General features: G+C 62.5%; 22 protein-coding genes. 4 read left to right on the top strand and 18 right to left on the bottom strand.

Annotation, left to right across the window (positions count from 1 at the left end):
* Nucleotides 1–61 precede the first annotated feature (61 nt).
* Complete coding sequence (locus ACF8FG_RS23720; protein WP_014591001.1) at nucleotides 62–1,072, top strand: aldo/keto reductase; 1,011 nt, start codon at nucleotides 62–64, stop codon at nucleotides 1,070–1,072.
* Nucleotides 1,073–1,160: 88 nt separating this feature from the next.
* Here ACF8FG_RS23720 and ACF8FG_RS23715 read toward each other — a convergent pair whose 3' ends face one another.
* The 13 genes from ACF8FG_RS23715 to hisN form a co-directional block, all read right to left on the bottom strand.
* Nucleotides 1,161–1,853, bottom strand: coding sequence for a TraX family protein (locus ACF8FG_RS23715; RefSeq protein ID WP_014591002.1), 693 nt, complete (start codon nucleotides 1,851–1,853; stop codon nucleotides 1,161–1,163).
* A gap of 3 nt (nucleotides 1,854–1,856) precedes the next feature.
* A complete protein-coding gene (locus tag ACF8FG_RS23710) occupies nucleotides 1,857–2,927 on the bottom strand; it encodes a metal-dependent hydrolase (RefSeq protein WP_014591003.1) in 1,071 nt (356 codons plus the stop codon).
* 74 nt (nucleotides 2,928–3,001) lie between these two features.
* Entirely contained in the window at nucleotides 3,002–4,252 is a 1,251-nt protein-coding gene (locus ACF8FG_RS23705; RefSeq protein ID WP_119713778.1) for an OprD family porin, read from the bottom strand.
* Nucleotides 4,253–4,306: 54 nt separating this feature from the next.
* Nucleotides 4,307–5,506 (bottom strand): benzoate/H(+) symporter BenE family transporter, encoded by a 1,200-nt coding sequence (locus ACF8FG_RS23700; RefSeq protein ID WP_070383918.1) that lies wholly within the window; start codon nucleotides 5,504–5,506, stop codon nucleotides 4,307–4,309.
* Between the two features lie 146 nt (nucleotides 5,507–5,652).
* Nucleotides 5,653–6,567, bottom strand: coding sequence for a catechol 1,2-dioxygenase (gene catA / locus ACF8FG_RS23695; protein WP_076403051.1), 915 nt, complete (start codon nucleotides 6,565–6,567; stop codon nucleotides 5,653–5,655).
* 29 nt (nucleotides 6,568–6,596) lie between these two features.
* On the bottom strand, nucleotides 6,597–7,925 hold the full coding sequence (locus ACF8FG_RS23690) for an aromatic acid/H+ symport family MFS transporter (protein ID WP_014591007.1): 1,329 nt from the start codon (nucleotides 7,923–7,925) through the stop codon (nucleotides 6,597–6,599).
* A 56-nt stretch (nucleotides 7,926–7,981) separates the two neighbouring features.
* The gene (locus ACF8FG_RS23685; protein WP_014591008.1) at nucleotides 7,982–8,743 is read right to left on the bottom strand and encodes a 1,6-dihydroxycyclohexa-2,4-diene-1-carboxylate dehydrogenase; all 762 of its coding nucleotides are present in this window, start codon (nucleotides 8,741–8,743) and stop codon (nucleotides 7,982–7,984) included.
* A gap of 193 nt (nucleotides 8,744–8,936) precedes the next feature.
* Nucleotides 8,937–9,947: a benzoate 1,2-dioxygenase electron transfer component BenC gene (benC, locus tag ACF8FG_RS23680; protein ID WP_318078811.1), complete on the bottom strand. Its 1,011-nt coding sequence runs from the start codon at nucleotides 9,945–9,947 to the stop codon at nucleotides 8,937–8,939.
* Between the two features lie 71 nt (nucleotides 9,948–10,018).
* Nucleotides 10,019–10,504, bottom strand: coding sequence for a benzoate 1,2-dioxygenase small subunit (gene benB, locus ACF8FG_RS23675; RefSeq protein WP_014591010.1), 486 nt, complete (start codon nucleotides 10,502–10,504; stop codon nucleotides 10,019–10,021).
* Nucleotides 10,501–11,859 carry a benzoate 1,2-dioxygenase large subunit gene (gene benA, locus ACF8FG_RS23670; protein WP_004374325.1) on the bottom strand — a complete coding sequence of 453 codons (1,359 nt, stop codon included), beginning with the start codon at nucleotides 11,857–11,859 and terminating at the stop codon, nucleotides 10,501–10,503. The genes benB and benA overlap by 4 nt, the downstream gene beginning before the upstream one ends.
* Before the next feature lie 159 nt (nucleotides 11,860–12,018).
* Complete coding sequence (locus ACF8FG_RS23665; RefSeq protein WP_014591012.1) at nucleotides 12,019–12,975, bottom strand: AraC family transcriptional regulator; 957 nt, start codon at nucleotides 12,973–12,975, stop codon at nucleotides 12,019–12,021.
* 299 nt (nucleotides 12,976–13,274) lie between these two features.
* Nucleotides 13,275–14,006, bottom strand: a complete 732-nt coding sequence (locus ACF8FG_RS23660; RefSeq protein WP_014591013.1) for a hypothetical protein — start codon at nucleotides 14,004–14,006, stop codon at nucleotides 13,275–13,277.
* A 186-nt stretch (nucleotides 14,007–14,192) separates the two neighbouring features.
* A complete protein-coding gene (hisN, locus tag ACF8FG_RS23655; RefSeq protein WP_014591014.1) occupies nucleotides 14,193–14,984 on the bottom strand; it encodes a histidinol-phosphatase in 792 nt (263 codons plus the stop codon).
* A 125-nt stretch (nucleotides 14,985–15,109) separates the two neighbouring features.
* On the opposite strand from hisN, the gene ACF8FG_RS23650 reads away from it, so the two are divergent.
* Together ACF8FG_RS23650 and ACF8FG_RS23645 are read left to right on the top strand one after the other, a co-directional pair.
* On the top strand, nucleotides 15,110–16,000 hold the full coding sequence (locus ACF8FG_RS23650) for a universal stress protein (RefSeq protein ID WP_014591015.1): 891 nt from the start codon (nucleotides 15,110–15,112) through the stop codon (nucleotides 15,998–16,000).
* Nucleotides 16,001–16,254: 254 nt separating this feature from the next.
* The gene (locus ACF8FG_RS23645) at nucleotides 16,255–18,384 is read left to right on the top strand and encodes a TonB-dependent siderophore receptor (RefSeq protein ID WP_019438650.1); all 2,130 of its coding nucleotides are present in this window, start codon (nucleotides 16,255–16,257) and stop codon (nucleotides 18,382–18,384) included.
* Between the two features lie 31 nt (nucleotides 18,385–18,415).
* On the opposite strand, the gene ACF8FG_RS23640 is transcribed toward ACF8FG_RS23645, so the two are convergent.
* The 3 genes from ACF8FG_RS23640 to ACF8FG_RS23630 form a co-directional block, all read right to left on the bottom strand.
* A complete protein-coding gene (locus ACF8FG_RS23640; RefSeq protein ID WP_014591017.1) occupies nucleotides 18,416–18,937 on the bottom strand; it encodes an acyloxyacyl hydrolase in 522 nt (173 codons plus the stop codon).
* Between the two features lie 253 nt (nucleotides 18,938–19,190).
* Nucleotides 19,191–19,634 carry a carboxypeptidase regulatory-like domain-containing protein gene (locus ACF8FG_RS23635; RefSeq protein ID WP_318078812.1) on the bottom strand — a complete coding sequence of 148 codons (444 nt, stop codon included), beginning with the start codon at nucleotides 19,632–19,634 and terminating at the stop codon, nucleotides 19,191–19,193.
* Nucleotides 19,635–19,760: 126 nt separating this feature from the next.
* Complete coding sequence (locus tag ACF8FG_RS23630) at nucleotides 19,761–20,627, bottom strand: LysR family transcriptional regulator (RefSeq protein WP_004374302.1); 867 nt, start codon at nucleotides 20,625–20,627, stop codon at nucleotides 19,761–19,763.
* Nucleotides 20,628–20,734: 107 nt separating this feature from the next.
* On the opposite strand from ACF8FG_RS23630, the gene ACF8FG_RS23625 reads away from it, so the two are divergent.
* Complete coding sequence (locus ACF8FG_RS23625; protein WP_019438653.1) at nucleotides 20,735–22,120, top strand: aldehyde dehydrogenase family protein; 1,386 nt, start codon at nucleotides 20,735–20,737, stop codon at nucleotides 22,118–22,120.
* Nucleotides 22,121–22,157: 37 nt separating this feature from the next.
* Here ACF8FG_RS23625 and ACF8FG_RS23620 read toward each other — a convergent pair whose 3' ends face one another.
* Both ACF8FG_RS23620 and ACF8FG_RS23615 read right to left on the bottom strand, forming a co-directional pair.
* Nucleotides 22,158–24,068 carry an AAA family ATPase gene (locus ACF8FG_RS23620; protein WP_014591020.1) on the bottom strand — a complete coding sequence of 637 codons (1,911 nt, stop codon included), beginning with the start codon at nucleotides 24,066–24,068 and terminating at the stop codon, nucleotides 22,158–22,160.
* Nucleotides 24,069–24,254: 186 nt separating this feature from the next.
* Nucleotides 24,255–25,154 carry a helix-turn-helix domain-containing protein gene (locus tag ACF8FG_RS23615; RefSeq protein ID WP_014591021.1) on the bottom strand — a complete coding sequence of 300 codons (900 nt, stop codon included), beginning with the start codon at nucleotides 25,152–25,154 and terminating at the stop codon, nucleotides 24,255–24,257.
* Between the last annotated feature and the right edge of the window lie 57 nt (nucleotides 25,155–25,211).

Genomic DNA, 25,211 nt, shown 5'->3' with positions numbered 1-25,211 from the left:
CAATGCATCCCGGTTGTGTGTAAAACAGGTAGGTCAGCCCACTGCATAAGGACCCACGCGCATGATCTACCGCCCCCTCGGCCACAGTGGCCTGCAGGTTTCCGCCCTTACCCTGGGCAGCATGATGTTCGGCGAGCAGACCCGTACCGAGGATGCCCTGCGCATCATCGACAAGGCCTGGGACCAAGGCATCAACTTCATCGACACCGCCGACGTGTACAACGCCGGGCGCTCGGAAGAAATCGTCGGTGAAGCCGTGGCGCGCCATCGCCATGACTGGGTCGTCGCCAGCAAGGTCGGCTTCGGCCCGGCCGACGGCCTGCCCAACCGCAGCGGGTTGTCGCGCAAGCACATCTTCAATGCCGTGGATGCCACGCTGACCCGCATGGGCATGGACTACCTGGACATCTACTACCTGCACCGCGAAGACCACAAGGTACCGCTGGAAGAGACCGTGCAGGCCATTGGTGACTTGTTGCGCCAAGGCAAAATCCGCTACTGGGGGGTGTCCAATTTCCGTGGCTGGCGCATTGCCGAGGTCTGCCATGTTGCCGAGCGCCTTGGGGTGCCCAGGCCGGTAGTCAGCCAGCCGCTGTACAACATCGTCAACCGTCAGGCCGAGCCAGAGCAACTCACTGCTGCGGCCGCGCACGGTCTGGGCGTGGTGCCGTTCAGCCCGCTGGCGCGAGGTGTGCTCAGTGGCAAGTACGCGCCTGGGGCAGTGCCGGACGCTGGCAGCCGTGCCGGGCGCCAGGACAAGCGCATCATGGAGGTGGAGTGGCGCCAGGAATCGCTGGCGATTGCCCGGCAGATCCAGACCTATGTCGAGGCCAAAGGTGTGGGGATCGTCGAGTTCGCCATTGCCTGGGTATTGAACAACCAGCTGGTGAGTTCCGCAATCGTAGGGCCTCGCACCGAGGAACAGTGGGAGACCTATGGGGGTGCGCTGGCGGTGAAGATCACCGCAGAGGACGAGGCGTTCATTGACTCACTGGTGACGCCGGGGCATGCGTCGACCCCAGGGTTCAATGATGTCGCGCATTATGTGAGTGGGCGGTTGGCACGCAGCTGAGCGTCTTCCTGTACTGGCCTCTTCGCGGGCAATGGGGGCCCAACGCCGGGCTCCCGATCCCCTTTTTCACCGCGGCCCGATGCCTGGCTCATGACAGGACCTTGATGACCAGCAAATGCACCGGATAGAACAGGTAACCCCAGCGCCCCACCACGGGCACCCGCCATTCATCTTGCCGTAACAACAGCACCCCGAGCGGAATCGCCAGAGTTGCAGCAGTCAGTGTCAGCACCGTGAACGGCGCCAACAGGTGCTCGCGCAACCAGCTATTGGTCAGATTGCCGCCCGCAGCCAACAGGCAAGGCAACAACCCGGCAACCCCACCTTGCCTGCGCGCCATCAACCAGGCGCCCGGCAGCAACACCCCCGGCAACCCATACATCAGCTGCTCACGCAACAACCAACCCGCCAGCAGGCCGGCGATGCCAAGCACGCGTGCCGATATCAAGGGGTGATGCACACCCCAGGCAACCACCAACCCCAATAACAAGGTCGGCATCACGCTGAATGTCTGCGAGCCACTGTCCAGCCAACGATACGCAGGCTCGGACAGCACCGCGAACATCAGCATCAGCGCCAGGTAGCGCAGGTTGCCACGGGTATACAGCGCCCCCGCACGGGCTCGCCCAACATTCACTGCAATCGCCAGGCAGAACAGCGGAAACGCCAGCCGCCCCAACACGAACAGGCTATCGGCCTCGGGCCACAGAAAACGCAAGTGATCGACGACCATGGTCAACATCGCCGTCCATTTGACCAGATCCAGCCCGGCCGAGCGCAAGCGCTAGCGCTCTACGGGGCTGACGCCCAGATAACGTTCGGTCCACACTGCCAGAGGCAAGGGTGGTTGCTGTTCGATAATGCGTCGCCAGATCAACGCCAGGTCTGCACCACTGAACATCGAACCTGGGCCAGCGCCCTGGAACATCGAAGGCACATCGACAATCCAGCGCCCCTGGTTATCACGGTGGGCCATGTTGAAACGGAAGGTGTAGTTACCTGGAATACCCATACGCAGGTCGGTGACCACCAGCGCATCACCGATCTGGTCGTATCGCAGCCAGTCATCGGTGAACCAGCGCAACCGCTGGTGCAGAGGATCATCGCTCAGCGCTTGGGCAAGCTGCAGGTTACGTGACAAACGCTGCATCTCTGGCGGTTGCCGGTCGAATGCACTGCTGATGCCTTCGTAGTAATCCCCTTCCGCAGTCTTGGCCAGCACCCGCCAGACCAGGCTGTTGAAAGCGATCGGCACGGCGCGGACCTCGTTGGTAGCGATACCGCGCTGGTGCAGCGCCGCCTCGAAGCGCTGCTCGGCCGCCATGCGCCCGGCAAGGCCAAACCCTAGGTATGCGGTACTGAATACCAGCGCCAGGGTCAATAGGCGTTTAGCCCTGGCAGTCACGCCCTTGGCGATGGCATAGATGACCGCCAGCAGCAGTGGCACGGTATAGACCGGGTCGATGATAAACACCGCCGCCCAGCTTTGCGGGGTGCCTTGCAGTGGCCAGAAAAGCTGCGTGCCGTAGACCGTAAAGGCGTCCAGCAACGGGTGGGTAACCAGTACCAGCCAGAATGCGAGGAACAGCCTTGGCAAGGTATAGCCTTTGCCAGGCCAGCATTTGTTGACCAGCCAGGCCAGCAGCAAGGCCAGCCCAGTTAACACGAACAGCGAGTGGGAAAAACCACGGTGGTAGGTCATCTGCGACACCGGATCGGCGTAGCGAATGATCACATCCAGGTCCGGCAGCGTGCCCAGTGCTGCACCATACAGCAGCGAGCGTCGGCCCTGGATGCGCCCGAGCACGGTCCCTTGCAGCGCCGCGCCAAGTACGGCTTGGGTGATGGAGTCCAAGGTGGGGATTCCTGAAAAAGTCGTTTGCGCACGCTACCCCCATCCACCCCTGATGCGCAATTCTCCTGAATGGCTCAGAACAGCTGCCAGGTGTACACCAGCGTCAGGCGGTTCTCGTCGATATCACTGCGGTAGTTGGAGCGCGCCATGGCGTTCCTCACCCGTATCCCCAAGCCCTTCAGTGCCCCGCTCTGCACCGCATAGCCGATATCCAGATCACGCTCGCGATCACGCCCTTCGTAACCCAGCCCGGTATCGACATTGTTACCGGTTATGTAGCGCACGGTCGCTGTCAGGCCCGGCACGCCCATGGCGGCGAAGTTGTAGTCGTAACGCACCTGGTACGAGCGTTCGTCGGTGTAGGCAAACTCATAGGTCGGCACCTCATTGCCCAGCGGCGAGATGTTGGCGAATACCCGTGGGAACGGGCTATCGCCATAAATGCCCTGGTAGCCGGCATGGAAGCTGTGCCCGCCATGCCGGGCAGTGAACAGCGAGAAGAACGCCTGGTTGTCGATGTTGCCCAGCAGCGCATCGCCTTCCTCACGTGCGGTGAAATAACCCAGGTTGGCGCTGAGTACCCAGTCCCCGACGGGTTTGCTGTGCTTCAGGCCAACGAAGCCTTGTTGGTAGATGTCCTCCAGCTGACCGTACCAAAGGCTGACGTTGCTCTGGTTGGCATTGAACGCATAATCCCCACCCACGTAGTTGAACGCGTCGCTTTCGGCCTGTCGCATCGGCACATGGCCGAGCATCGCGTTCATCTTGCCGTCGCCACCTTCGTTGCGCAGGTGGGTGCTTTTCAGGTGCCCGGCCTGCACGGTCAGCCCGTCGATTTCTGCCGAACTCAAACTCACGCCCTGATAGGTGGGCGGCAACAGGCGAATATCACTGAAGGTCAGCACCGGCAGGTTCGGTTGCAGTTCACCTGCACGCAGTTCGGTTTTTGATATCCGTGCCTTGAAGGTCGGCGCCAGGCGGCTGTACTCGTCGGCAGCGCGGCCGTCGCCATGCACCGGCAACAGGCCGGTGTTGGTACGGTCTGGACTGCTGTCCAGCTTGATCCCCAGCAAGCCCAGGGCGTCCACGCCAAAGCCGACCGGGCCCAGGGTGTAGCCACTTTTGAAGTCGAGGATGAAACCCTGGGCCCACTCCTCGGCCTTGGACTGTTTGTTGGCCCCGACAATGTCGGAAAAGTCGCGGCTGAAGTAGTAGTTACGGGCACTCAGGGTGGCCTTCGAGTCCTCGAAGAAGCCGCCTTCGGCAGCCAGCAGTGGCTGGCTGAGCAATGTGAGGCCCAGGGCAACGCAAGGGGTGTGGTTCATTCCGAAGCTCTCTTGATCTTGTTTTTATGGGTAAAGCGTTGGAAACACGGCAGTTCATGGGGTACGGCGCAGCACCTCCCGGGCACCTGGTTGGCGCAGCCTCAGCATCGCGTGCGCCAGCAGGCCGAACAGCAGCCCCCAGAACGCCGCCGACAGGCCCAGGAAAGCCACCCCCGAAGCGGTGACCAGGAAGGTGAACAGCCCGGCGTCGCGCTCGGCCGGTTCTGCCAGGCTGCGGACCAAGGCTTCGCTGATGGCGCCATACAGGGCCAAACCGGCCAGGGCAGCGATCAGTACGGCGGGAAAGGCGGCGAACAGCGACATCAAGGTGGCCCCGGCAATGCCCAGTAGCAGGTACAACACACTGCCAGCCACCGCAGCTACATAGCGCCGTTGCGGGTTTTCATGGGCTTCATGGCCGGTGCACAGGCTGGCGGTAACCGCCGCCAGGTTCAGCCCGTGGCAACCGAACGGCGCCAGTAGCGCCCCAGCCAGGGCACTGGCGCTGATCAGCGGGCTGGCCGGCGTGGCGTAGCCAGCGTTGCGCAGTACCGCCATACCCGGCATGAATTGCCCGGTCAGTGCCACCAGCACCATCGGCAGCGCCAGGCTGAATACCGCCGACAGGCTGAACTGGGGGGTGATCCACTGGGGTGAGGCCAGTTCCAGCACCAGTACCTCGCTGCGCAACGTACCGCTGGCCACGGTCACCAGCATGCCCACGCCCAGCACCGCAGCCACTGCATAGCGCGGCTGCACCCGACGCATCAGCACGTAGGTGACGAACATCGCCAGTACCAGCAGCGGTTGCACCGGCAAGGCGCGGAACACCTCGATGCCAAAACTGAACAGGATCCCGGCCTGCATACCGGCAGCGATAGAACCCGGCAGGCGCGCGATGATGCGGTCGAAGGCCCCGCTGATGCCGATCAGCAGCAGGACCAGGTTGGCCACCAGGTAGGCCCCCACGGCCTGCTCCAGGCCCAGTTGCGGCAAGGCGGTGACCAACAGGGCCGACCCCGGGATTGACCAGGCAATCACTACCGGCACGCGGTAGCGCAGGCTGAGCAGCGCACCGAGCACCGCACTGCCCATGGACACGGCCCAGACCCAGGACGACAACTGCTGGTGCGACAGGCCGGCCGCTTCGGCGGCGTGGAAAATGATCACCAACGGGCCGGCATAGGAGATCGTCGTGGCAATGCTGCCGGCGACGATGGCCGACACAGAGCAGTCCTTGATCAGCGTTTTCATGAAGTTTCTCGCAAGCCAGCGGCCGCCCGTTGTGGCGGGCTCTTGTTTGGGTGTTGGCTGCTTCGCGGGCTTGCCCGCTCCCACAACGACTGCACAGGCTTCACCTATGGGAGCGGGCATGCCCGCGAAACAGCCCACTCGGTGGATCAGGCCTCCTGCAAAGCCCGCGGCCGCCCGCTGCGCTGCTCATCGGCACCGCCCTGGGCCTGCTGCAACTGGAAGTCGAACTTCAACTCGGCATGCCGACCCTCCGGCCCTTCGACGAACACCACCTCCCCGACCAGCCCGTCACGTGTGGCGTAGGCAAAGTCATCCCACAGGTACTTGTCCCCCGACAGGTTTATCTGCGTGGTCAGGTGCCGGTACCCGGGCGCCGAGATAAAGAAGTGCACATGCGCCGGGCGCTGGCCATGACGGCCCAGCAGGTCCAGGCATTCCTGGGTTGGCCCCTGCGGGTCGCAGCCATACCCCGATGGCACGATGGAGCGCGCACGGTAGCGCCCCTGGGCATCGGTAACGATGCGCCGACGCAGGTTGTACGCCGACTGGCTTCGGTCGAAGAACGAGTAGGTACCACGGGTATTGGCATGCCACAGGTCGACCGTGGCACCCGGCAGCGGGCGTCCGTGCGGGTCCAGCACCTGGCCTTCCAGGAACATCACCGTGGCCACGCCCTCCTCGCTGCCATCGTCCATGCGCACTTCACCTTGGGCAATCGGTGCGCCAGCCACGTACAACGGGCCTTCGATGGTGCGTGGGGTGCCGCCGACGCGCCCTGCCTCCTGGTCCTTGGCATCCTGCAGCAGGTCGAGGAAGTGTTCGAGGCCCAGCCCCGCCACCAGCAACCCGGCTTCGCCGCGACCGCCCAGGCGGTTGAGGTAGTCGACGGCGTGCCAGAACTCGTCTTCGCTGATGTCCAGGTCTTCGATCAGCCGCGCGGTATCCTGCAGCAGGCGCTGCACGATGCGTTTGAGGCGTGGGTTGCCGGCCGCATTACCAAAACCTGCTGCCTCCTCGAAGAACTGCTGTACCTCGGCAGTATGGGAAATGTTCACGGTCATGGGGGTTACCTCGTCTTGTTCTGTTCGGTTCAGGCCTGCGCCGCCAGGGCCTGGGCGTGGCGCCGACCACTGGCCAGGTGCACGGCCATGGCCAGCGCGGCGATGGCGCCAGGAATGGCGAAGGCGATGAAATTGAGTTGAAGTGGCAGGTTGATGCCCATCAGCGCACCGCCCAGCAGCGGGCCGACGATGGCGCCATTACGGCCAATGCCCGAGGCCCAGCCCAGGCCGGTAGAGCGCACCGACAGGCCGTACATCTGCGCAGCGCCGGCATACAGCAGAATCTGCGTACCAATGGTGGTGGCGCCGGCAATGAAGATCAGCAGGTACAGCACCGGCATCGGGCTGTTCACCCCCAGCAGGCTGATCGACAGTGCGGCGGCAATGAAGAACGCCACCTTCACCTTGACCAGGTTGTAGCGGTCGCCCAGCCAGCCGCCGAGGATCGCCCCGGCCATGCCGCCAAAGTTCAGTGCCAGCAGGAATGACAGGCTTGAGCCCAGGCTGTAGCCGGCGTTGGCCATCAGCTTTGGCAGCCAGGAGCTCAGGGCGTAGACCATCAGCAGGCAGCAGAAGAACGCAACCCACAGCGCCAGGGTGCGAATTGCCAGGCCATTGCGGAACAGTTCCAGCACCGAAGCGCCGCTGCCTTTGCGGTCAGCCGCCTGAAGCATGTCATCGGCCTGCACATCGCAATCCGGGTCCAGCCGTTTGAGCAGCGTGCGTGCTGCCTCGATACGGCCTTGGCGCACCAGGAAGCCGATGGATTCAGGCAGGTAGTAAAGAATCACCGGTAACAGCAGCAGCGGCACGGCCGCGGCAAAGAACATGGATTCCCAACCGAAGCGTGGCAGCATGAAAATGCCGACACCCGCCGACAGCATGCCGCCCAGCGAATAGCCACTGAACATGATCGCCACCAGCGTGCTGCGCAGGCGCTTGGGCGCGTATTCGTTCATCAGTGCCACGGCGTTGGGCATCAGGCCGCCACAGCCCAGGCCGGCGATGAAGCGGTAGATGCCAAACTCGCTCGGGCTGCTGGCAAAGCCATTGAGGATGGTCGCCCCCGAGAACAAGGCGAAACAGATGGCAATGCCCTTCTTGCGCCCGATGCGGTCGGCCAGGCTGCCGAAGGCCAGGGCGCCGAACATCATGCCGAACAGCGCATAGCTGCCCAGTGCACCAGCCTGCAATGGGGTCAGGCCCCACTCTTTCATGATGACCGGCAATACCACACCGTAGATGAACAGGTCATAGCCGTCGAAAATCAGCAGCAGGCCGCACCAGGCCATGACCATCCAGTGAAACGGGGTAAAGCGCGCATTGTCGATGATCGGGTGTACGTCAAGGGTTCGCATGGCATCTGTCGCTCTTGTTTTTGTTGTGGAAGAAAGCTTTGCCTTGAGGTTGCGGGTCAGCCGAGGTCGCCGCCCCCTACCGGCAGGGTCACGCCGGTGATGTACGAGGCTTCGTCGGACGCGAGGAACAGAATGGCCCCCACCTGCTCGTCGATGCTGCCGTAGCGGTGCATCAGGCTGCTGTCGAGGGTCTGGTCGACGATCTGCTGGTACCAGCGCTTTTCCTGCTCGGTTTGCTCTGCACTGTTGCGCGGTACCCGCCGGGGCGGTGCTTCGGTGCCACCCGGCGCGGTGGCGTTGACACGGATCCCACGGCCAGCCGTTTCGAAGGCCAGGCAGGCGGTGAGCGCATTGACGCCGCCTTTGGCCGCGCCATAGGGCACACGGTTGACGCCACGGGTGGCGATGGAAGAAACGTTGACGATGACGCCGCTGCCACGTTCAAGCATGTAGGGCAGCGCGGCATGGCAGCACCACAGTGTCGGGAATAGCGAACGGCGCACTTCGGCCTCGATCTGCTCGACTTCGTAGTGCTCGAAAGGCTTGGCCCAGATGGTGCCGCCGACGTTGTTGACCAAGATGTCGAGGCGGCCGAAGGTTTCCACCGCACTGGCCATGACCCGGGCGCAATCGGCGTGTTGTTCCAGGTCGGCGGTGAGGGTGAGCATGCCCTCGCCAGCCAGTTCGTGGACCAGCTCGGAACGGTCTACCGCCACCACTTGCGCGCCTTCAGCCTTCAGCCGCCAGCACACGCCCCGGCCGATGCCTTGAGCGGCACCGGTGACCAGGGCGACCTTGCCTTGGAATCTGTTGTTCATATGCAAATCTCCAGTTCGCGAGAGACCCTGTGGCAGCAATTGTCTTGCTCAAAGCCGGAAAGGCTGCGCGATCACTGTGGGAGCGGGCTTGCCCGCGAACACGGGCGAAGCCCGTGCCATCCACCGCGCAGCCTGCTTCGCGGGCTCGCCCGCTCCCACAGGGTCGGCGTATTGCTTTGAATCAGAGGGGCTGTCAGGCCGCAGCCGCAAACTTCTCGTAGTAGAAGTTGGCTGGGGTAATGCCCTGCTCGCGCACGTACTGGCTGACCGCTTCCACCATGGGTGGCGGCCCGCACAGGTACACGTCCACATCGCCGTCATTGAGGTGGCGTGGCTCGATGTGCTGGGTGACATAACCCTTCTGCGGGTACTGGCTGTCCGGGTTGGCGACGCAGGCGCTGTAGGTGAAGTTGGGGATGCGTGCCGCCAGCGCTTGCAGGCGGTCGAGTTCGACCAGGTCAAAGTCGTTGGTCACGCCGTAGATCAGGTGCAGCGGGTGCTCACTGCCCTGCTCGGCGATCTTCTCCAGCATCGCGGTGAACGGTGCCAGCCCGGTACCACCGGCCAGCAGCAACAGCGGGCGCTGGATCGGCCGCAGGTAGAAGTTGCCCAACGGCCCGGCCAGGCTCAGGCTGTCGCCGGCTTTGGCAAGGTTGGTCAGGAAGCTGCTCATCAGCCCACCTGGTACGTTGCGGATCAGGAAGCTGACTTCGCCGTCCTTCTGCAGCGAGCTGAACGAGTAGGCCCGGCTCTGCTCGCTGCCCGGCACCTTGAGGTTGACATACTGCCCCGGCAGGAAGGCCAGACGGCTCAGGGCCTCACCCTTGATCGACAGGGCAATGGTGCTGACCGACAGCTGGCGCACATCGCTGATGGCGGCCTCGAAACTGGCCTGCTCGGTCTTGCACAGCTGCGACGAAGCCGGGATGCGGATGACGCAGTCGCTTTCGGCGCGCATCTGGCACGTCAGCACGTAGCCTTCGGCGATTTCGTCTTCGCTCAAGGCATCTTCGATGAAGTTGTCGCCAAGGTCATAACGACCGGACTCAGCCTTGCACTTGCAGGTCCCGCAAGCGCCGTCACGGCAGTCCAGCGGAATGTTTATGCCTTGGCGGTAAGCGGCGTCGGCCACGGTTTCTTGACCGGTGGCTTCAATGAAACGGGTAACCCCGTCTTCGAAATTCAGTGCGATCTGGTAGCTCATGTTGCACCTCGCGGGCGAGCCGGGCCACGGCGCGTCACAAGACGCACCGGGCAATGCTCGAAAACCCTGTATCAGATGTGGTAGATGTCGATGACCTGGCGGACGTAGTCGTTCTTCAGCACCACCTTCTTGGCCTTGATCAGCGGCTGCTCACCGCGCAGGTCGAGGGTGTAGAAGCTGGTGCCGAAGTAACTGTCGGTGGTCTTGTAGCGGAAGCTGAGGGTGTGCCAGTTGAAGCGCACCTGGCAGCTGCCCTCGCCCTGCTCGACGATCTCGATGTTGCTGATGTTGTGCGAGGTGCGGGTGTCGGGCACGGTCGCACTGGAGCGCTCGGTCTTGATGCGGAACACGCGGTCTTCCAGGCCGCCACGGTTGCCATACCAGATCAGCGATATTTCGCTTTGTGGGTCTTCGGTGAGGGTGTCGTCATCGTCCCAGCTCGGCATCCAGAAGCTGGCATCGCTGGCGTACAGTTCCAGCCACTGGTCCCACTGGGCATCGTCCAGGTAGCGCGCTTCGCGGTACAGGAAGTCGCGCACGATTTCATACAGGCTCATTGCACGGCCTCCACGGGGATCAGCTGCTGTTCGTCCTTGAGGGCCTGGATCATGGTGTCCTGCCAATACTTGTGCTGTAGCACGAACAGGCCTTCGTCCTCGGTGCGCACGCCCGACAGCAGGGGTTCGAGTTCGATCTCCTTGGCCGCCTCATCGGCGCCTTCGACCCAGTGTTTGGCGCCGCGAGACATGTCGTTCCAGCCCGTGCCGCCACCATAGCCGGTCTGGCACGAGCGGAATTCTTCCAGGTCGTCCGGGGTGGCCATGCCGCTGACGTTGAAGAAGTCTTCGTACTGGCGAATACGCTTGGCGCGGGCATCGGCGCTCTCGCCTTTCGGCGCGATGCAGTAGATGGTGATTTCGGTCTTGTTCACCGAAATCGGCCGTGCAACGCGGATCTGCGAGCTGAACTGGTCCATCAGGTACACGTTGGGGTACAGGCACAGGTTGCGCGAATTTTCGATCATCCAGTCGGCACGTGCCTGGCCGAAATCGGCGGCCAGTTGGTCGCGGCGCTCATAGGCCGGGCGGTCTTCCGGGTTGGCCCAGCGGGTCCACAGCAGCAGGTGGCCGTGGTCGAAGGAATAGAAACCGCCGCCCTGCTTGGCCCAGGCGCCAGCACTCATGGTCTTGATCTCGTCACCCGCCTCGCGCTGCTTGCGCTGGTTCTGGGTGGCAGCGTAGTTCCAGTGCACGGAGCTTACGTGGTAGCCGTCGGCGCCGTTTTCGGCGGTGAGCTTCCAGTTGCCTTCGTAGATGTACGAGCTGGCACCGCGCAGCACTTCCAGGCCTTCAGGCGACTGATCGACGATCATGTCGATGATCTTCGCCGACTCGCCCAGGTGCTCGACCAGCGGCTTCACATCGGCGTTCAGGCTGCCGAACAAAAAGCCCCGGTACGACTCAAAACGTGCCACCTTGGTCAGGTCGTGGGAGCCGTCGCAGTTGAAGCTGTCGGGGTAGCCGGCGTTGCTGGGGTCTTTCACCTTCAGTAGTTTGCCGCTGTTGTTGAACGTCCAGCCGTGGAACGGGCAGGTATAGCTGGAACGGTTGCCGCGCTTGTGCCGGCACAGCATGGCACCGCGGTGGCTGCAGGCGTTGAGGAAGGCATTGAGCTCACCGTCCTTGTTGCGTGCGATGAAAATCGGCTGGCGCCCCATGGTCAGGGTGAGGAAGTCATTCTTCTCGGGGATCTGGCTTTCGTGGGCCAGGTAGATCCAATTGCCCTCGAAGATGTGTTTCATTTCCAGGTCGAACAGCCGTGGGTCGGTGAACATCTCCCGCTTGCAGCGGTAGATACCCTTTTCACGGTCGTCCTCGAGCATGGCATTGAGGTAGTCGAATCCCAGGGACATGGCCAGGGTCTCCCTTGTTATTGTTTAGACCTGGTCAGGTTAGAGGCTGGGATTGGGTCGCAATATCCGGTTTGTGCGGGGTGCTATCCGTTTTGTGCAGGTTGAGGTGACAGGTTCAACCGTCTCTTCGCGGGCGTACCCGCGAGAGACCGGTAGGGTTCAACGCCGGTTGCGCAAGGTTTCGGACGGCAATTCGCCAAACTGCTGTCGATACACCTCGGAGAAACGCCCGAGGTGCAGAAAACCATAATCCATGGCCAGTTCGGTCACGCTACGTACCGAGCAACTGGCATCACCCAGGCAGGCACGCACCTGTTCCAGCTTGCGTTGTCGTACGTACTGCTTGGGAGTGGTCTGCAGGTGCCGGTCGAACAGCGCATACAACGAGCGCAGGCTCATGCACGCCTGCTCCGCCAACGCCTCCGCTGTCAGCTCGAACTTAAGGTTGCGATCGATGTAGTCGATGATCCGCTCCAGGCTTGCACCCGGTGAGCTGAGGCTCTCGCGGCGGATATTGGTGCTCATCAGAGTCAGCAGCTTGCTGGCGACAATCTGGCTGTAATGGCCCTGCACCCTGGGCAGCGAATCGCTCACTTCCGCCTCATGACAAACCATGGCCAGCAGGTTCACGAAACCATCCAGCTCCTCCAGCCGGTAATGATTGCGCAAGAACCGCACGCCCCCATCAGGCCGCTGCCAGCGCTGTTCATCGCAGATCGAGTCCAGCAGCCGGGTCGGCACCTTGAGGATGAACTTCTCGCAGTCTTCCGAGTAAGTCAGGTCAACCGGATCGTCCGGGTTGATCAGCAGCAGCTCGCCCGGCACCAGGTGCTGCTCGCGCTTTTGCCCGCGCCACAGGCAGTTGCCATTGAGCAAGACTTGCAGGTGGTAGATGGTTTCCAGCGCAGGCGACGTCACGCGAACACTGCCGCCATAGCTGATACGGCACAGGTCGAGCTCGGCGAACTTGCGATGGCTGAGGCTGGCCTGGGGGTGGGTGGTACGGGACAGACCGATGCAATGCTGGCCTACATGCTGGTTCACATAATCGGACACAGCGTAAGGATCGGCGTGGTGAAACACGCTACTGCGCTCGCTCAGCAGGCGGCTTTCCATAGGCAAGGCACTCGGTATCGTTATTGTTCTGGTCGCCGCGCCCTACCGCCTTGTGGGCTGTGGTTGCGGTCATCACGGTCATTCTATCGGGCTGGCAGCGCGTCGCAGGGGCAGGCGACAGCCGGCGGACAGGGACACTACAGCAAAAAGGCGGGGGTTGGGCAATGCAACGATGGGATTGGCCGGGCGGATAGCGGACAGGTCCGGCGTCATGCGTGTTCGTTTATCGAACAGTATCTTCCGGTACTCGCGTGGCCTGCGCGTGACGGCGGACCAGGCACTCCTGCAACAACCGTCATTCACTGCACCGGCAGGAAGTTCATCAGCAACAGGCTCTGAGCGTAATTCAAGCCAATGCGCCGATAACGCTCATCCAGCAACTCGGCCAGCAAGTCCAGCCGCGCGACGATCTTGCCGAATTCAACAGCAAAACTCAGGTTGCTGCCCTCCTCCGAGATTTCGTTCGAGAACAGCAACAACACCCCATTGGCATCCTGCCGTTGGCTGAGCATCCATGTTGCCTTCTCGATATTGCGCGCGGCGTTGTTGACGAACAGTGGATCGATGGTATCGGTCATGTAGAACTCGGTACGCCCGCCATGTGCGGTGATCAGCATGCTGCCAATGGCGTAGATGAAGGCGCCGACCCGGTCCCCACGAAACTCCGGGCTCAGGGCGTAGCTCAATGCCGCCAGGTCACGGCGGTTGCCCAGTTGCGGCAGCGGCCGGCGCTGTTCGATGGCGATGCGGATCTGTCGCTCGGCGGTGGCGGCGTCCAGGTAACCAGACATCTTCCACTGGCTGGGGTTGCGCAGGTACAGCTTGTTCATCAGCAGGTACAGGCTTTGCAAGTTGTCGCGCATCGACAGCGTGGCCAGGCGGTCGACGCTGGTCTGGAACAGCTCGCTGGGTTTGCCGTTGCCGAGCTGGTTGACCATGTCACGGCCCTGCTGCTGCGTACAGGCGCACAGGCATGCCAGGGCACCTGTCAGTAGCAGGCGGGGGAGGAAATTCGGGTAGCTTGCAACCATCGGCACCGGGTCGATATTCGGCGGCTGCGCTGGGAGTCAGCGCGGCCTGGCCAAGCATAGAGCCCGAAAATGGGAAAAAGTGCGGTGGCTGGAAAGAATGCAAACCTGTGGCGGCCACTTCGCGGGTGAACCCGCTCCCACAATAAGGGACTCGCCCGCGAAGAGGCTAGGAGCGACGAACCCGGATCACATGGCGTGGCGCAACATCTCCACCACCTGCGCATGCAGCGCAGGGTCGCCACAGGCCACCACGCACCCGCCATCCTGCGCCGAACTGCCATCCCACGCCGTGATCACGCCACCCGCCCCCTCGATGATCGGCATCAGCGCTTGTACGTCATACGGCTGAAGGCTCGCTTCGACAATCACGTCGACAAAGCCCGAGGCCAGCATGCAGTAGGCATAGCAATCACCGCCATAACGCATCAACCGCGCCTTGCTGGCGACCGCTTCGAATGCCGCCTTGCGCTCGGCGGTGTCGAACATGTCCGGCGTGGTGCACATCAGCGTGGCGGCAGACAGGTCGGCGCAGGCACGCGTCTTCAGGGGCGTGCCACTGCGCCAGGCGCCTGCCGGGGTTCCCACGAAACGTTCGCCGGTGAACGGCTGGTTCATCACCCCCAGCACCGGGCGGGTACCGTCATTCAGGGCAATCAAGGTGCCCCACAATGGCAAGCCGGTAATGAACGCCCGGGTGCCGTCGATCGGATCGAGCACCCAAGTCAGCGGGCTGCTGCCCACTGCAACACCGGCCTCTTCGCCAAGAATGCCGTGTTCGGGATAACGCGCCTGGATCAACTCACGCATGGCGTCTTCAGCGGCCTTGTCGGCCACGGTCACTGGGTCGTACAGACGCCCGCCCTTGTCCTCGACATCCAGGCTGGCGCGGAAGTACGGCGCGATCGCTGCAGCGGCAGCATCGGCCAATTGCTCGGCAAAGGCGCGATACTCAACGATCTGTTCAGCACTCAGGGACATGGGACAGGCCTCGTGACAATGATGGGGAACGCATCATACCCGACACATCGCCCCGGTGTACGCTGCGGCAGTCTAGACTGAACATCATCAGGGTACCGGGGGGCTGCCACACGTGGAGGTGTGCGATGAGCCAGTTCAAACGTCTGTTCGTCATGCTCGGCCCGCAAATGCGTCATACGCCTGCGCTGCAACGCGCGGCGGCGTTGGCAGAGTCCAGCGGTGCCCTGCTGGATATAAATGTGTTCGTCGACGACGTCGACACCTTTGGCTTGATGAGCGATGGTCGTGAGCGTGAGCGGCTGCTCAGCGACAACCGCCAATGGCTGGCGGATGAGGCCGAACAGCTGAGCGATGCCGGTGTGGACGTGTCCACCGAGCTGTTGTTGACCCGCGACCCGCTGGGCAGCGTACTGGAACGGGTCGAACGGCTGGGCTGCGATCTGCTGGTCAAGGACGTACAGCACGAGCCCGTACTCAAACGCCTGCTGGTCACGCCGCTGGACTGGCAGTTGCTCAAGGACAGCCCGGTCGCCGTGCATCTGGTCAGCGACATTCGCCTGCCCCTGCCCCGGCAGATCGCTGCCGCGGTGGACCTGAACAGCCACGGCACTGGCGAACACCTGGACGAGCAGGTCATCCACTGCGCCCATGACCTGGCCCTGCAGTGCAACGCCGAACTGCACCTGCTGCATGTGTGCGACGCGGCCAAGACCCACATCGCCGACTTCGGCGCCGGTACGGTCACCATGCCCGGCTTCGACAGCAGTGTGCGAACCGCGCAGCGGGCGGCGTTCAACCGCCTGGGCGACCATCACCAGATCCCGCTGGAGCGCCGGCACTTCCTCGAAGGGACCGCGACCAGGGCCATTGCCCAGTTCGTCGGCCACAACCGGGTGGACGTGATAGTCATGGGCAGCCACCGGCATGACGCCATGCAGACATTCCTGGGCGGGACAACGGCGCATGTGCTGGAACACCCGCTGTGCAATGTGTTGGCGATCAAGGCTGTTCGCTGACCTTCAGCAGCCTGCCCAGGGGCCAGGCAGGAATAACCTTCTACTGCAAAGAGGCACTTCCAACCACGGAGCAGCCTCTTCCCTGTCGGCCCCTTCGCAGTGCCTGCCGGCACTGTTGTCACTGACGCTTCATCTTCCTTGGTTTCTGGTACACCAGTGCCACTCAAAATTAATGCATTTGATAATGATTCGTAGTATGTTCGCGGCATTTCCCGACCCAGCCCTTAGCGCCCTATTCAAGGACCGTACCGTCGATGCGCCGCACGTTCGTTTCGCTTTGTGTGCTTCATGCTGTCTCCCCGCTGGCCTTTGCCGAGCCTGAACCGCTCAGCGACCCTAACCAGATAGAACTCCAAGCCCTGAGCATCACCAGTACTGCCGACAGCGAACGCGCCGACGGCCCGGTCGAAGGCTACAAGGCCACCCGCTCGGCGAGTGCCACCCGCACCGACACGGCGCTGCACGAAACCCCGCAATCGGTCAGCGTGGTGCCCAAGGATGTGCTGGTAGACACGGGCGCCACACGCCTGCAGGATGGCCTGGACTACGCCGGGGGTGTCGGCCGCGCCAACAACTTCGGCGGCCAGGGCCTGACAACGTTCACCGTGCGTGGCTTCACTACCGGGGAGTTCTATCGCAACGGCTTTCCGATCAACCGCGGTTACCCCAATGCTCCGGATGCCAACACCGTCGAGCGCCTGGAGGTCATCCGTGGACCGGCCAGCAGCCTGTACGGCCGTGGCGACCCCGGCGGTACGTTCAACGTGGTCAGCAAGCAGCCGTTGCCGGAGTCCAAGGTCACCCTTGGCAGTCAGTTCGATGACCAGGGCATGCACCGTGCCACCCTCGATGCCACCGGGCCGCTGAGCCAGGACGGCTCGCTGGCCTACCGCCTGAACGTACTGGGTGAAGGCGGCGACAGCTTCCGCGACGATGTCGAAAGCGAACGCTACGATGTCGCCCCTGTCATCAGTTGGCAGGTGAATGACGCCACGAAGATCACCTTCGAAGGCGATTTCATGCGCAACAACCACCCCCTCGATCGCGGCCTGACCCGCTACCCCACCCAGACCGGCAGCGCCTCGCGCGATACCTATATCTGGGAAAAAGGCAGCGACAACCTGCTGCACAATGACAACAACATGGCGCAGCTGCGTTTCGAGCACCTGCTCAACGACAACTGGACGCTGGGCGGTGGATTCCAGTATCTCGATGGCTCGCTCAAGGGTAATGCGGTCGAGGGGAGCAATTTACTGGCAGACGGCCGCACCCTGCAGCGGAACTTCAACTACCGCAAGCTGGAATGGACCGACCGTGACTGGCAATTGAACCTGACCGGGCATTTCGATACCGGTACGCTCAGCCACACCCTGCTGACAGGCATCGAGTACGAGAACTATCACTACAGCTCCATCATCCGACGTTCCAGCGCGTCCTACCCGATCGACATCTACGACCCGGTACTCGGCCAACCGAGACCGGCGCTGGCTGCGATCCCAACGACCTGGGACAGCGAGAACCTGCAGACCTGGGCCTTCTTCATCCAGGATCAGGTGGCGCTGACCGAGCGTCTGAAGGCGTTGGCGGGTGTACGCTTCGAGCGCTTCGAGCACGATTACGACGATAAGCGACCTGCCAATCGGGACTTCAGCAAGGGCGAAAACGGAGTCACGCCACGCTTTGGCCTGATCTACGACCTGACTGACACCGTGGCGGTCTATGCCAATACTGCGCGCTCGTTCAAGCCCAACACAGGCACGCCTGCCAGCGGCGGTGGCTTCGACCCGGAAAAGGGCAAGTCGTACGAGCTGGGTGTGAAATGGGAAGCGCTGGACCGGCAGTTGAGCCTCGACGCGGCGATTTATCAGATCACCAAGGAAAACGTCCTGACTCGCGACCCGAACGACTCGACCAATACCTACAGCATTGCCGCCGGCGAGGTGCGCAGCCGTGGCCTGGACATCAACGTCGCCGGCAACCTCACCCCCGAATGGCGCATGATCGGTGGCTATGCCTACGTGGACGCCGAAGTCACCAAGGACACCACCCTGCCCAAGGGAACGCACCTGGCCAATATCCCGCGCAACACCTTCAGCCTGCTGAACACTTACGAGTTCCAGGATGGCCTCGTCAAAGGCCTTGGCCTGGGCGTAGGCGTGAAGTATGTAGACGACCGTGCCGGGCAGACATCGGCAGCCACCTACACGATGGAACGCTACAGCGTGGTCGACCTGTTGAGCTTCTACAAGGTCAACGAACACGTGCGATTGAATCTGGACGTGAAAAACGTGTTCAACAAGGGGTATGACGAGGGGGCGTTCAACAGCTACGTATACCCCGGCGCACCGCGCACGGTGCAGGCCGGCGTTTCCTATACCTTCTGAACTGCCGGGGCCGCGCCGCGGCCCCGTAATTTCAGAACGCTGTGCTGTAGAACAGCGAGTACGACTCGATGCCGTCGTTTGGCTGCTTTATCCCGGCGTTGGAGTAGTGCATGGCACGGATGCCTACCTTCTGTTCTCCCGGCAACTTCAGGCCAAAGCCGATGCGGTCTTCGAAGTTGACCGACGACCCCAGTCGCTGGTCGCCCACGTCGGTCTTTGAAAAGGCTGCCAGGCCAATACCTGCCTCGATGTAAGGCGTGTAGGTAAAGCCGCTGAACTCATACGTGAACACCGGGCTGAACGACAGCGAATGCGCGCCGCTGGCATCGCCACCTTCCCAATAGGTGTAGGCCGCATCCCAGTAACCGCTCACATGGCCAGTGCTGCTTTCCAGCCATTTCTTGTCCCAGTCGAACGACATGCCGATACGGTACGTCATGTCACCTTGGCCAGTGGCGCCCACGGCGCCTGATATCTGCGCAGCCTGGACCAGATCGGCCCCGGCAACGGCCAGCACTGCAACGGCCAGCGAAGCGGCTAGACGGGTTTTCATCAACAACTCTCCTGATGGTCTACACGGCAAGCGGGGGCTTGGGCCCCTCGATGTTTTGCGCTGACCGGTGCATCCAAACCGGTCATACGAAGTAATACTTTTCTGATTATTGTCCAGATAATCAGAAAGTTGGAAGTGTATTGCCACTATTGGCTAAATCACTTGGTAAAGATGTGCCTGCCGGGCACGGGAATTCGCGAGGCATGACCTGACCCCAGGCAGGAGTACATCCGTACTCCTGCCCGTCTCTTCATCAACGCCAATTAAGGTTAACGGTCGTGGGGGCCTTGCCCGTCACGGCCACCCACTGCTGCACCGCCTGACCTTGGGCATTGCCAATGACCTTGTATTTGCCGGGAGGCAGCTGCACATACAGCAGTGGCCCGGCATCGCTGACGCTGAGCACGGGCTGGCCCTGGGCATTCTGGATATCGACGGTGGCCCCGCTCTGGAACTTGCCTTCCGGGCCGGTCGAAAGCTCTACGTGCAGGTCATAACCCGTGGTCTTGCGCAGGGCATTGGCTTCGTCCTGGCCAATACCGCCCTGCAGGTAGCGCACGCCATTCTTCTCCTGCGGTTGCAACTGCACGGCTTGCATGTCGATGGGGGCATTGAGGTCGGCGGCGGCGGTCAGGGTCCATGGCAGGGCCAGAGTGATCAGCAAGGCAGCGCCGAGCGCATAGTGATGGTTTCGCATGGTACGACCCTCCTTTAGAGGATGGCTTACCTATTATCTGATCCTCCCAGCGAAGGGGTGTTCGTGCTGATGCCTGGTCATGCAGATGAAATTCAATTCAGATAATCAGGTTATCGAGCAAAAACATCAGCTTGCGCGGCCTTCTTCAAGCAACTTCACGAACATGCTCAAACTGCGCGATACCGTGCCCCGCCGCCATACCAGCCAGGTTTTCAGGTAGCGAAAGTCCTCCGACATTGGCCAGGCGCTGACAGTGCTGCACCCGGGCATATTGTCGAGCATGCTGCGCGGCAGCATGGCCAGGCCGGCACCCGCACTGACGCAGGCCAACATGCCGTGGTACGACTCCATTTCGTGGATCTTGCCGGGTACCGCCTGGTCCTGCACGAACCAGTTTTCGAAGTGATGGCGGTAGGAACAGTTGGCGCGGAAGGCGTAGATGCTTTCACCGTTCACGTCCTGGGCGCGGGTCACCGGTGTATGGTTGAGCGGCGCAATGACCATCATCTCTTCCTCGAACACCGGTATGCCCTCCAGCGTCGGGTGCAGCACCGGGCCGTCGACGAACGCCGCCACCAGGCGGCCAGACAGCACGCCTTCGAGCATGGTCCCGGAGGGCCCGGTGGACAGGTCGAGGTCAACCTTGGGGTAGCGTTGGTTGTAGGCGGCCAGCAACGCCGGGATGCGCACCGCCGCCGTGCTTTCCAGCGATCCCAGGGCAAAGGTGCCCTGCGGGTCTTCACCCGCCACGGTCAGCCGCGCCTCATGGACCAGGTCGAGGATGCGCCGGGTGTATTCGAGGAAGTTCCAACCCGCAGGCGACAGGCGCAGGCGGCTCTTCTCGCGAATGAACAGCTCTACACCCAGGTCCTCCTCCAGTTGCTTGATGCGCGTGGTCAGGTTCGACGGCACCCGATGGATGTGCTGCGCGGCGGCGCTGATGCTGCCCTGCTCTGCCACAGCCTTGAAGATCTCCAGTTGCACCAGGTCCACAGCCATTCTCCAAACGTGAATGTTTCGCTCATTATTATTCAGTTTTCATTAAAGCCATAGCCCACTAGTCTGGCCTCACTGATTAACAACAACGAGAGTGTCCCGCCATGAGCGCGATCAGCAGCCTGACCCACGCCATCTCCCTCGACCCGTACAGCGGCGAGCAGATCGGCGCCTACCCGTTCGACACCGACGCCGCACTGGAAGCGGCGCTGCAACGTGCCAAGGTTGGCTACCGCCAGTGGCGCCAGGTGTCGCTGGGTCAGCGCAGCGAGTACCTGCTGGCCCTGGCCGGCACCCTCGAAGCCAAGGCTGAAGCCTTCGCGCACATGATCAGCCGCGAAATTGGCAAGCCGATCGCCCAGGCTCGCGGTGAAGTCAGCAAGTGTGTGGGCCTGTGCCGCTGGTACGCCGAGCACGGCCCGGCCATGCTCGCCGCCGAGCCGACCCAGGTCGAAAAAGCCCGTATCGAATACCGCCCGCTAGGCCCGATCCTGGCCGTGATGCCGTGGAACTTCCCGGTCTGGCAGGTGCTGCGCGGCGCCGTGCCGGCGATTCTGGCGGGTAACACCTACGTGCTCAAGCATGCACCGAACGTGATGGGCAGCGCCTACCTGATGGCTGAGCTGTTCAAGGATGCCGGCCTGCCGGAAGGCGTGTTCGAAGTGCTGAACGTGACCCCGGATGGCGTCACCCGCGCCATCAACGATCCGCGCATCGCCGCCGTCACCCTGACCGGCAGCGTGCGTGCCGGCATGGCGATTGGTGCACAGGCCGGTGCCGCGCTGAAGAAGTGCGTGTTGGAGCTGGGTGGCTCCGATCCCTTCATCGTACTGGCCGATGCTGACCTGGATGCCGCCGTCCAGGCCGCGGTGATAGGCCGCTACCAGAACACCGGCCAGGTGTGCGCCGCCGCCAAGCGCCTGATCGTGGAAGCAAGCATCGTCGAAGCGTTCACCCACAAGTTCGTTGAAGCCACTCGCCAGTTGAAAGTCGGCAACCCGCTGGAGGACGACACCTATATCGGCCCGATGGCCCGCTATGACCTGCGCGACGAGTTGGACGGCCAGGTTCAGGCGACGTTGGCCGAAGGCGCCACGTTGCTGCTGGGCGGCAACAAGGTCGAAGGCGTGGCCAACTTCTACGCGCCGACCGTGTTCGCCAATGTCACCCCGGACATGACCGCGTTCAAGCAGGAGCTGTTCGGCCCGGTAGCGGCGATCATCACTGCACGCGATGCCGACCATGCCGTGGAACTGGCCAACGACAGCGAGTTTGGCCTGGCCTCGACCATCTACACAGCCGACTATGCGCTGGCCGAACGCATGACCGCCGCACTGGATACCGGTGGCGTGTTCATCAACGGCTACTGCGCTTCGGACCCCCGCGTGGCGTTTGGTGGCGTGAAGAAGAGCGGTTTCGGCCGTGAGCTGTCGCACTTTGGTGTGCGCGAGTTCACCAATGCCCAGACCGTGTGGCTGGACCGTAACTGATTCATGACCCTGGGGCTGCTTTGCAGCCCCAGATGCTTCAATCCCGAACCTGGTCCTTGACCCAGTCCAGCATCCCCCCCGGCACGATCAGTTCATGCCGCGCCCGCGAACAGGCGGTATACAACCCCGCCAGCATACGCGCCCGTTCATTGCGGTTACCCGCCACCTGTGGCGCCACCATCAGCTCCGGCGACACCATCACCCGGGCAAACTCCATGTTCTTCACATCCCGTACTCGCCCCAGGAACAGCTTCGGCGCCTTGTCCCAGCGGTAACGGCTCTTGGCCTTGGCAAAATGCTCCGGCGTGTAGCCCTTGCGCAGCATATTGGCCACGGCGACGAACGCTTTGTCATCGCCCTTGTCCTGTTCCAGCGCCTGCCAGCTGGCATAGCGGAACAGCATCGGGTGGCGCGGCCGGGTGCCGTAGCGGTACAGCTCGATGCAGTCCTCGACGAACAGCTCAAAGTCCTTGCGAGCGCTTTTCAGCAACAAGAACGGCACCCCCTGATGCGTCAGGCGCTGGAACCAGCCAAACAGGCCCCATTCATCATCGACGATAAGCGCCGTAGGCTGTTCCGGCACCATCACCGTATCGAAGAAACTGACCCGGGTGTAGTGTTCGGCGTTGCCACTGAAGGCCGCCTGGATCGTGGCCGGGTGCGCCTGGATCAGTGGGTTGAGCACATTGTCCATTGCCGGCCCGGCGCGCAGTGAATGGTCGATGCAGCGTTGCCGGATGAAGCTGCCATGGTGCGGGCTGAGGCCATTGAGGTTTTGCAGTTCGTCACCCAGGGTAATGATCGACTGCGGACTGCGATCGAGTACCGCCAGCATCGGTGCCGACAGCTCGTGGGCCTCGTCGACGATGACATGGGTGTAACGGCTGTCGATCACATGCTCGGTCAGCGACAGCAGCTTGACCCGGTGGTAGTCACGCACCGGCAGCTGAATGTCCCGCGCCGACGGGCGAATCAGCTCTTGCCAGTACAGGCGTGCCTTTTCCAGCAGCACCTCCTGATCCAGCGGCGAGGTGCCAGGCCCGGCCCAGGGCAAGTGGTGCAGCTGAAGCTGGGTATCGGCACTGTGGCAGAACGTGCGCACGGCGCGGATGCACAAGGCAACCACGTCGCGCGCTGCGAGCGGGCCGATATCTGGGATGGCCAGCCAGCGCACCACTTGCGCTTCCTGGGGGCGCCAGGACAGCCTGGTGCGGTATGGATCGCGCAATCGCCAGCCGTTGCTGGTGAGGTCGCGGTTGAGCAGCTCGTCAGCCAGTTGGCCGAAGGTCAGCGCGGTATAGGCAGCAGCGTCCTTGACCCGCGCCTGCAGCGCGCGCAACTGCCCTTCAGTCAAGGCCAGCAGCAAGGTGCGCTGTGGCTCCAGCAGCCGGGCGAACTGGTGAATCAGGAAGGTTTTGCCCGTGCCGGCGAAACCTTGCACAGCCACAGACTCGTCGATGCCACTGAGGAATTCACGCAGCAGGCGGTTCTGCTGGTCGCTGAGCATCAAGTCACTGGCCAGCGACGGCAGGTACACCGGATGCAGCGGTGTAGCCCGTTGGCGGTAGCGGTCGGCGAACTGGAAGTTCCACTGGCCTTCGTCATCCAGCCATTCGTCCACCTGGTACTGCACTTCGGCCGACAGCAGTGCTATGCCATTTTCACCCAGCATGCCCAGGCCCATGGCGAACGCTTCGCGATCGAATTGCTGCGCTACCTGGGCCTGGAAGCGCCCGGGGGCGACACCTTCGACTTCGTTGGCGATGCGCACGATTTCGGCGAAACGACGCTCCTGCGCGTCGGCCGAGGCGGTGGCAGGCTGGCGTGGCAGGTTTTGCACGAACAGCACGGTAGCGGCATCGACAACACTGGCGGTGGTGAAGAACTCAGTAACGGCCGCGCTGGCGAGGCGGTCGGCCTGGTCGCTGGACAAAGGCAGGTAGAACATCGGCACCTCGGGTGAAATCAGGGCGGCACGATAGCAACTTTTGGCGTGGAATGCTGGGTTCAGTGTTGCCTGGGCTGGCCGCTTCGCGGACTTGCCCGCGCCCCAGGCAACGTGCGATTCACGAAACCATGCTGGCGCTGTGGGAGCGGGCGAGCCCGCGAAGAGGCCGGCAGCCCCGCCTCCACCTCAAACCCTGCAGCGCTTCAATGTTTCACTGGGAAACTCCTTGAACAACTGCCGGTAACTCTCTGAAAACCTTCCTAAATGCCAGAACGACCAACGCATCGCCACCTCGGCCACGGTCACGCCGCCACCGCGCAACAGATCACGCCGCGCACCGTTGAGCCGGCGCAGGCGCAGCCAGTGCGCCGGCGGCATGCCGGTAAAGGCCTTGAACGCCTGCTGCAACTGGCGCAGGGAAACCCCAGCCACATCTGCCAGCTCAAGCAGGTTCAGCGTCTCTTCCGGGCAGTCGGCCGACCATTCGCTCACTCGGTGCATGATCGCCCGTTCCTCGTCCCGCCGCCCCAGGGCCACGCCCTGCAAACGCTGGCTGGCGTTGTCGAGAATGAACAGGCAGTCCTCCAGCAACTGCTCAGCCAAGGCCTGCCCTTGCAACGGGCAACCCTCCTCGCCCAACCGGGTCAAGGTGGCGCTGAGCCAGCTGCCGAACAACGCATTCTGGCCGCTGCCCAATGGCACCATGAACAACCCTTCCAGGCGCTGCGGGTCCAGCCCATGGCGGGCCAGGAAGGCCTGGTCGAACACGACCGCCACCTCCTGGTAGTTCTCCGGCGTGATCCAGATATTGCGGCTTTGTTCGTTCAGCAGGTACAGGCTGTTCTCGCTGCGGTCGAAGCAAAACGCCAGCGAGCCGCTTGGCGCGCGAAAGAACTGCTCCACCCGGGTGTTCAGGCGCTCTTCGTACACCTCCACACCATCCAGCCCCAGACACCGCAGCTCACCGCTGAAGTACCCGGGCGACATCTGCCGGTACTGCTGCTGCCAGCCTGGGGTGGCGCGCACTTGCTCGGTGACATCAGTGGTGTGGAAAGCCTGGACCTTCAACGCATTGGCGGTTGTCACACATCGTCCTGTATGCACTCTTTTGGTGCATTCGATACTGAAGAAAGTGGATAGATC

Source organism: Pseudomonas sp. YQ_6, assembly GCF_043103245.1.
Lineage (GTDB): Bacteria > Pseudomonadota > Gammaproteobacteria > Pseudomonadales > Pseudomonadaceae > Aquipseudomonas > Aquipseudomonas alloputida.
Note: the sequence above shows the minus strand (reverse complement) of the source record. Positions and strands in the feature narration are given on the sequence as shown.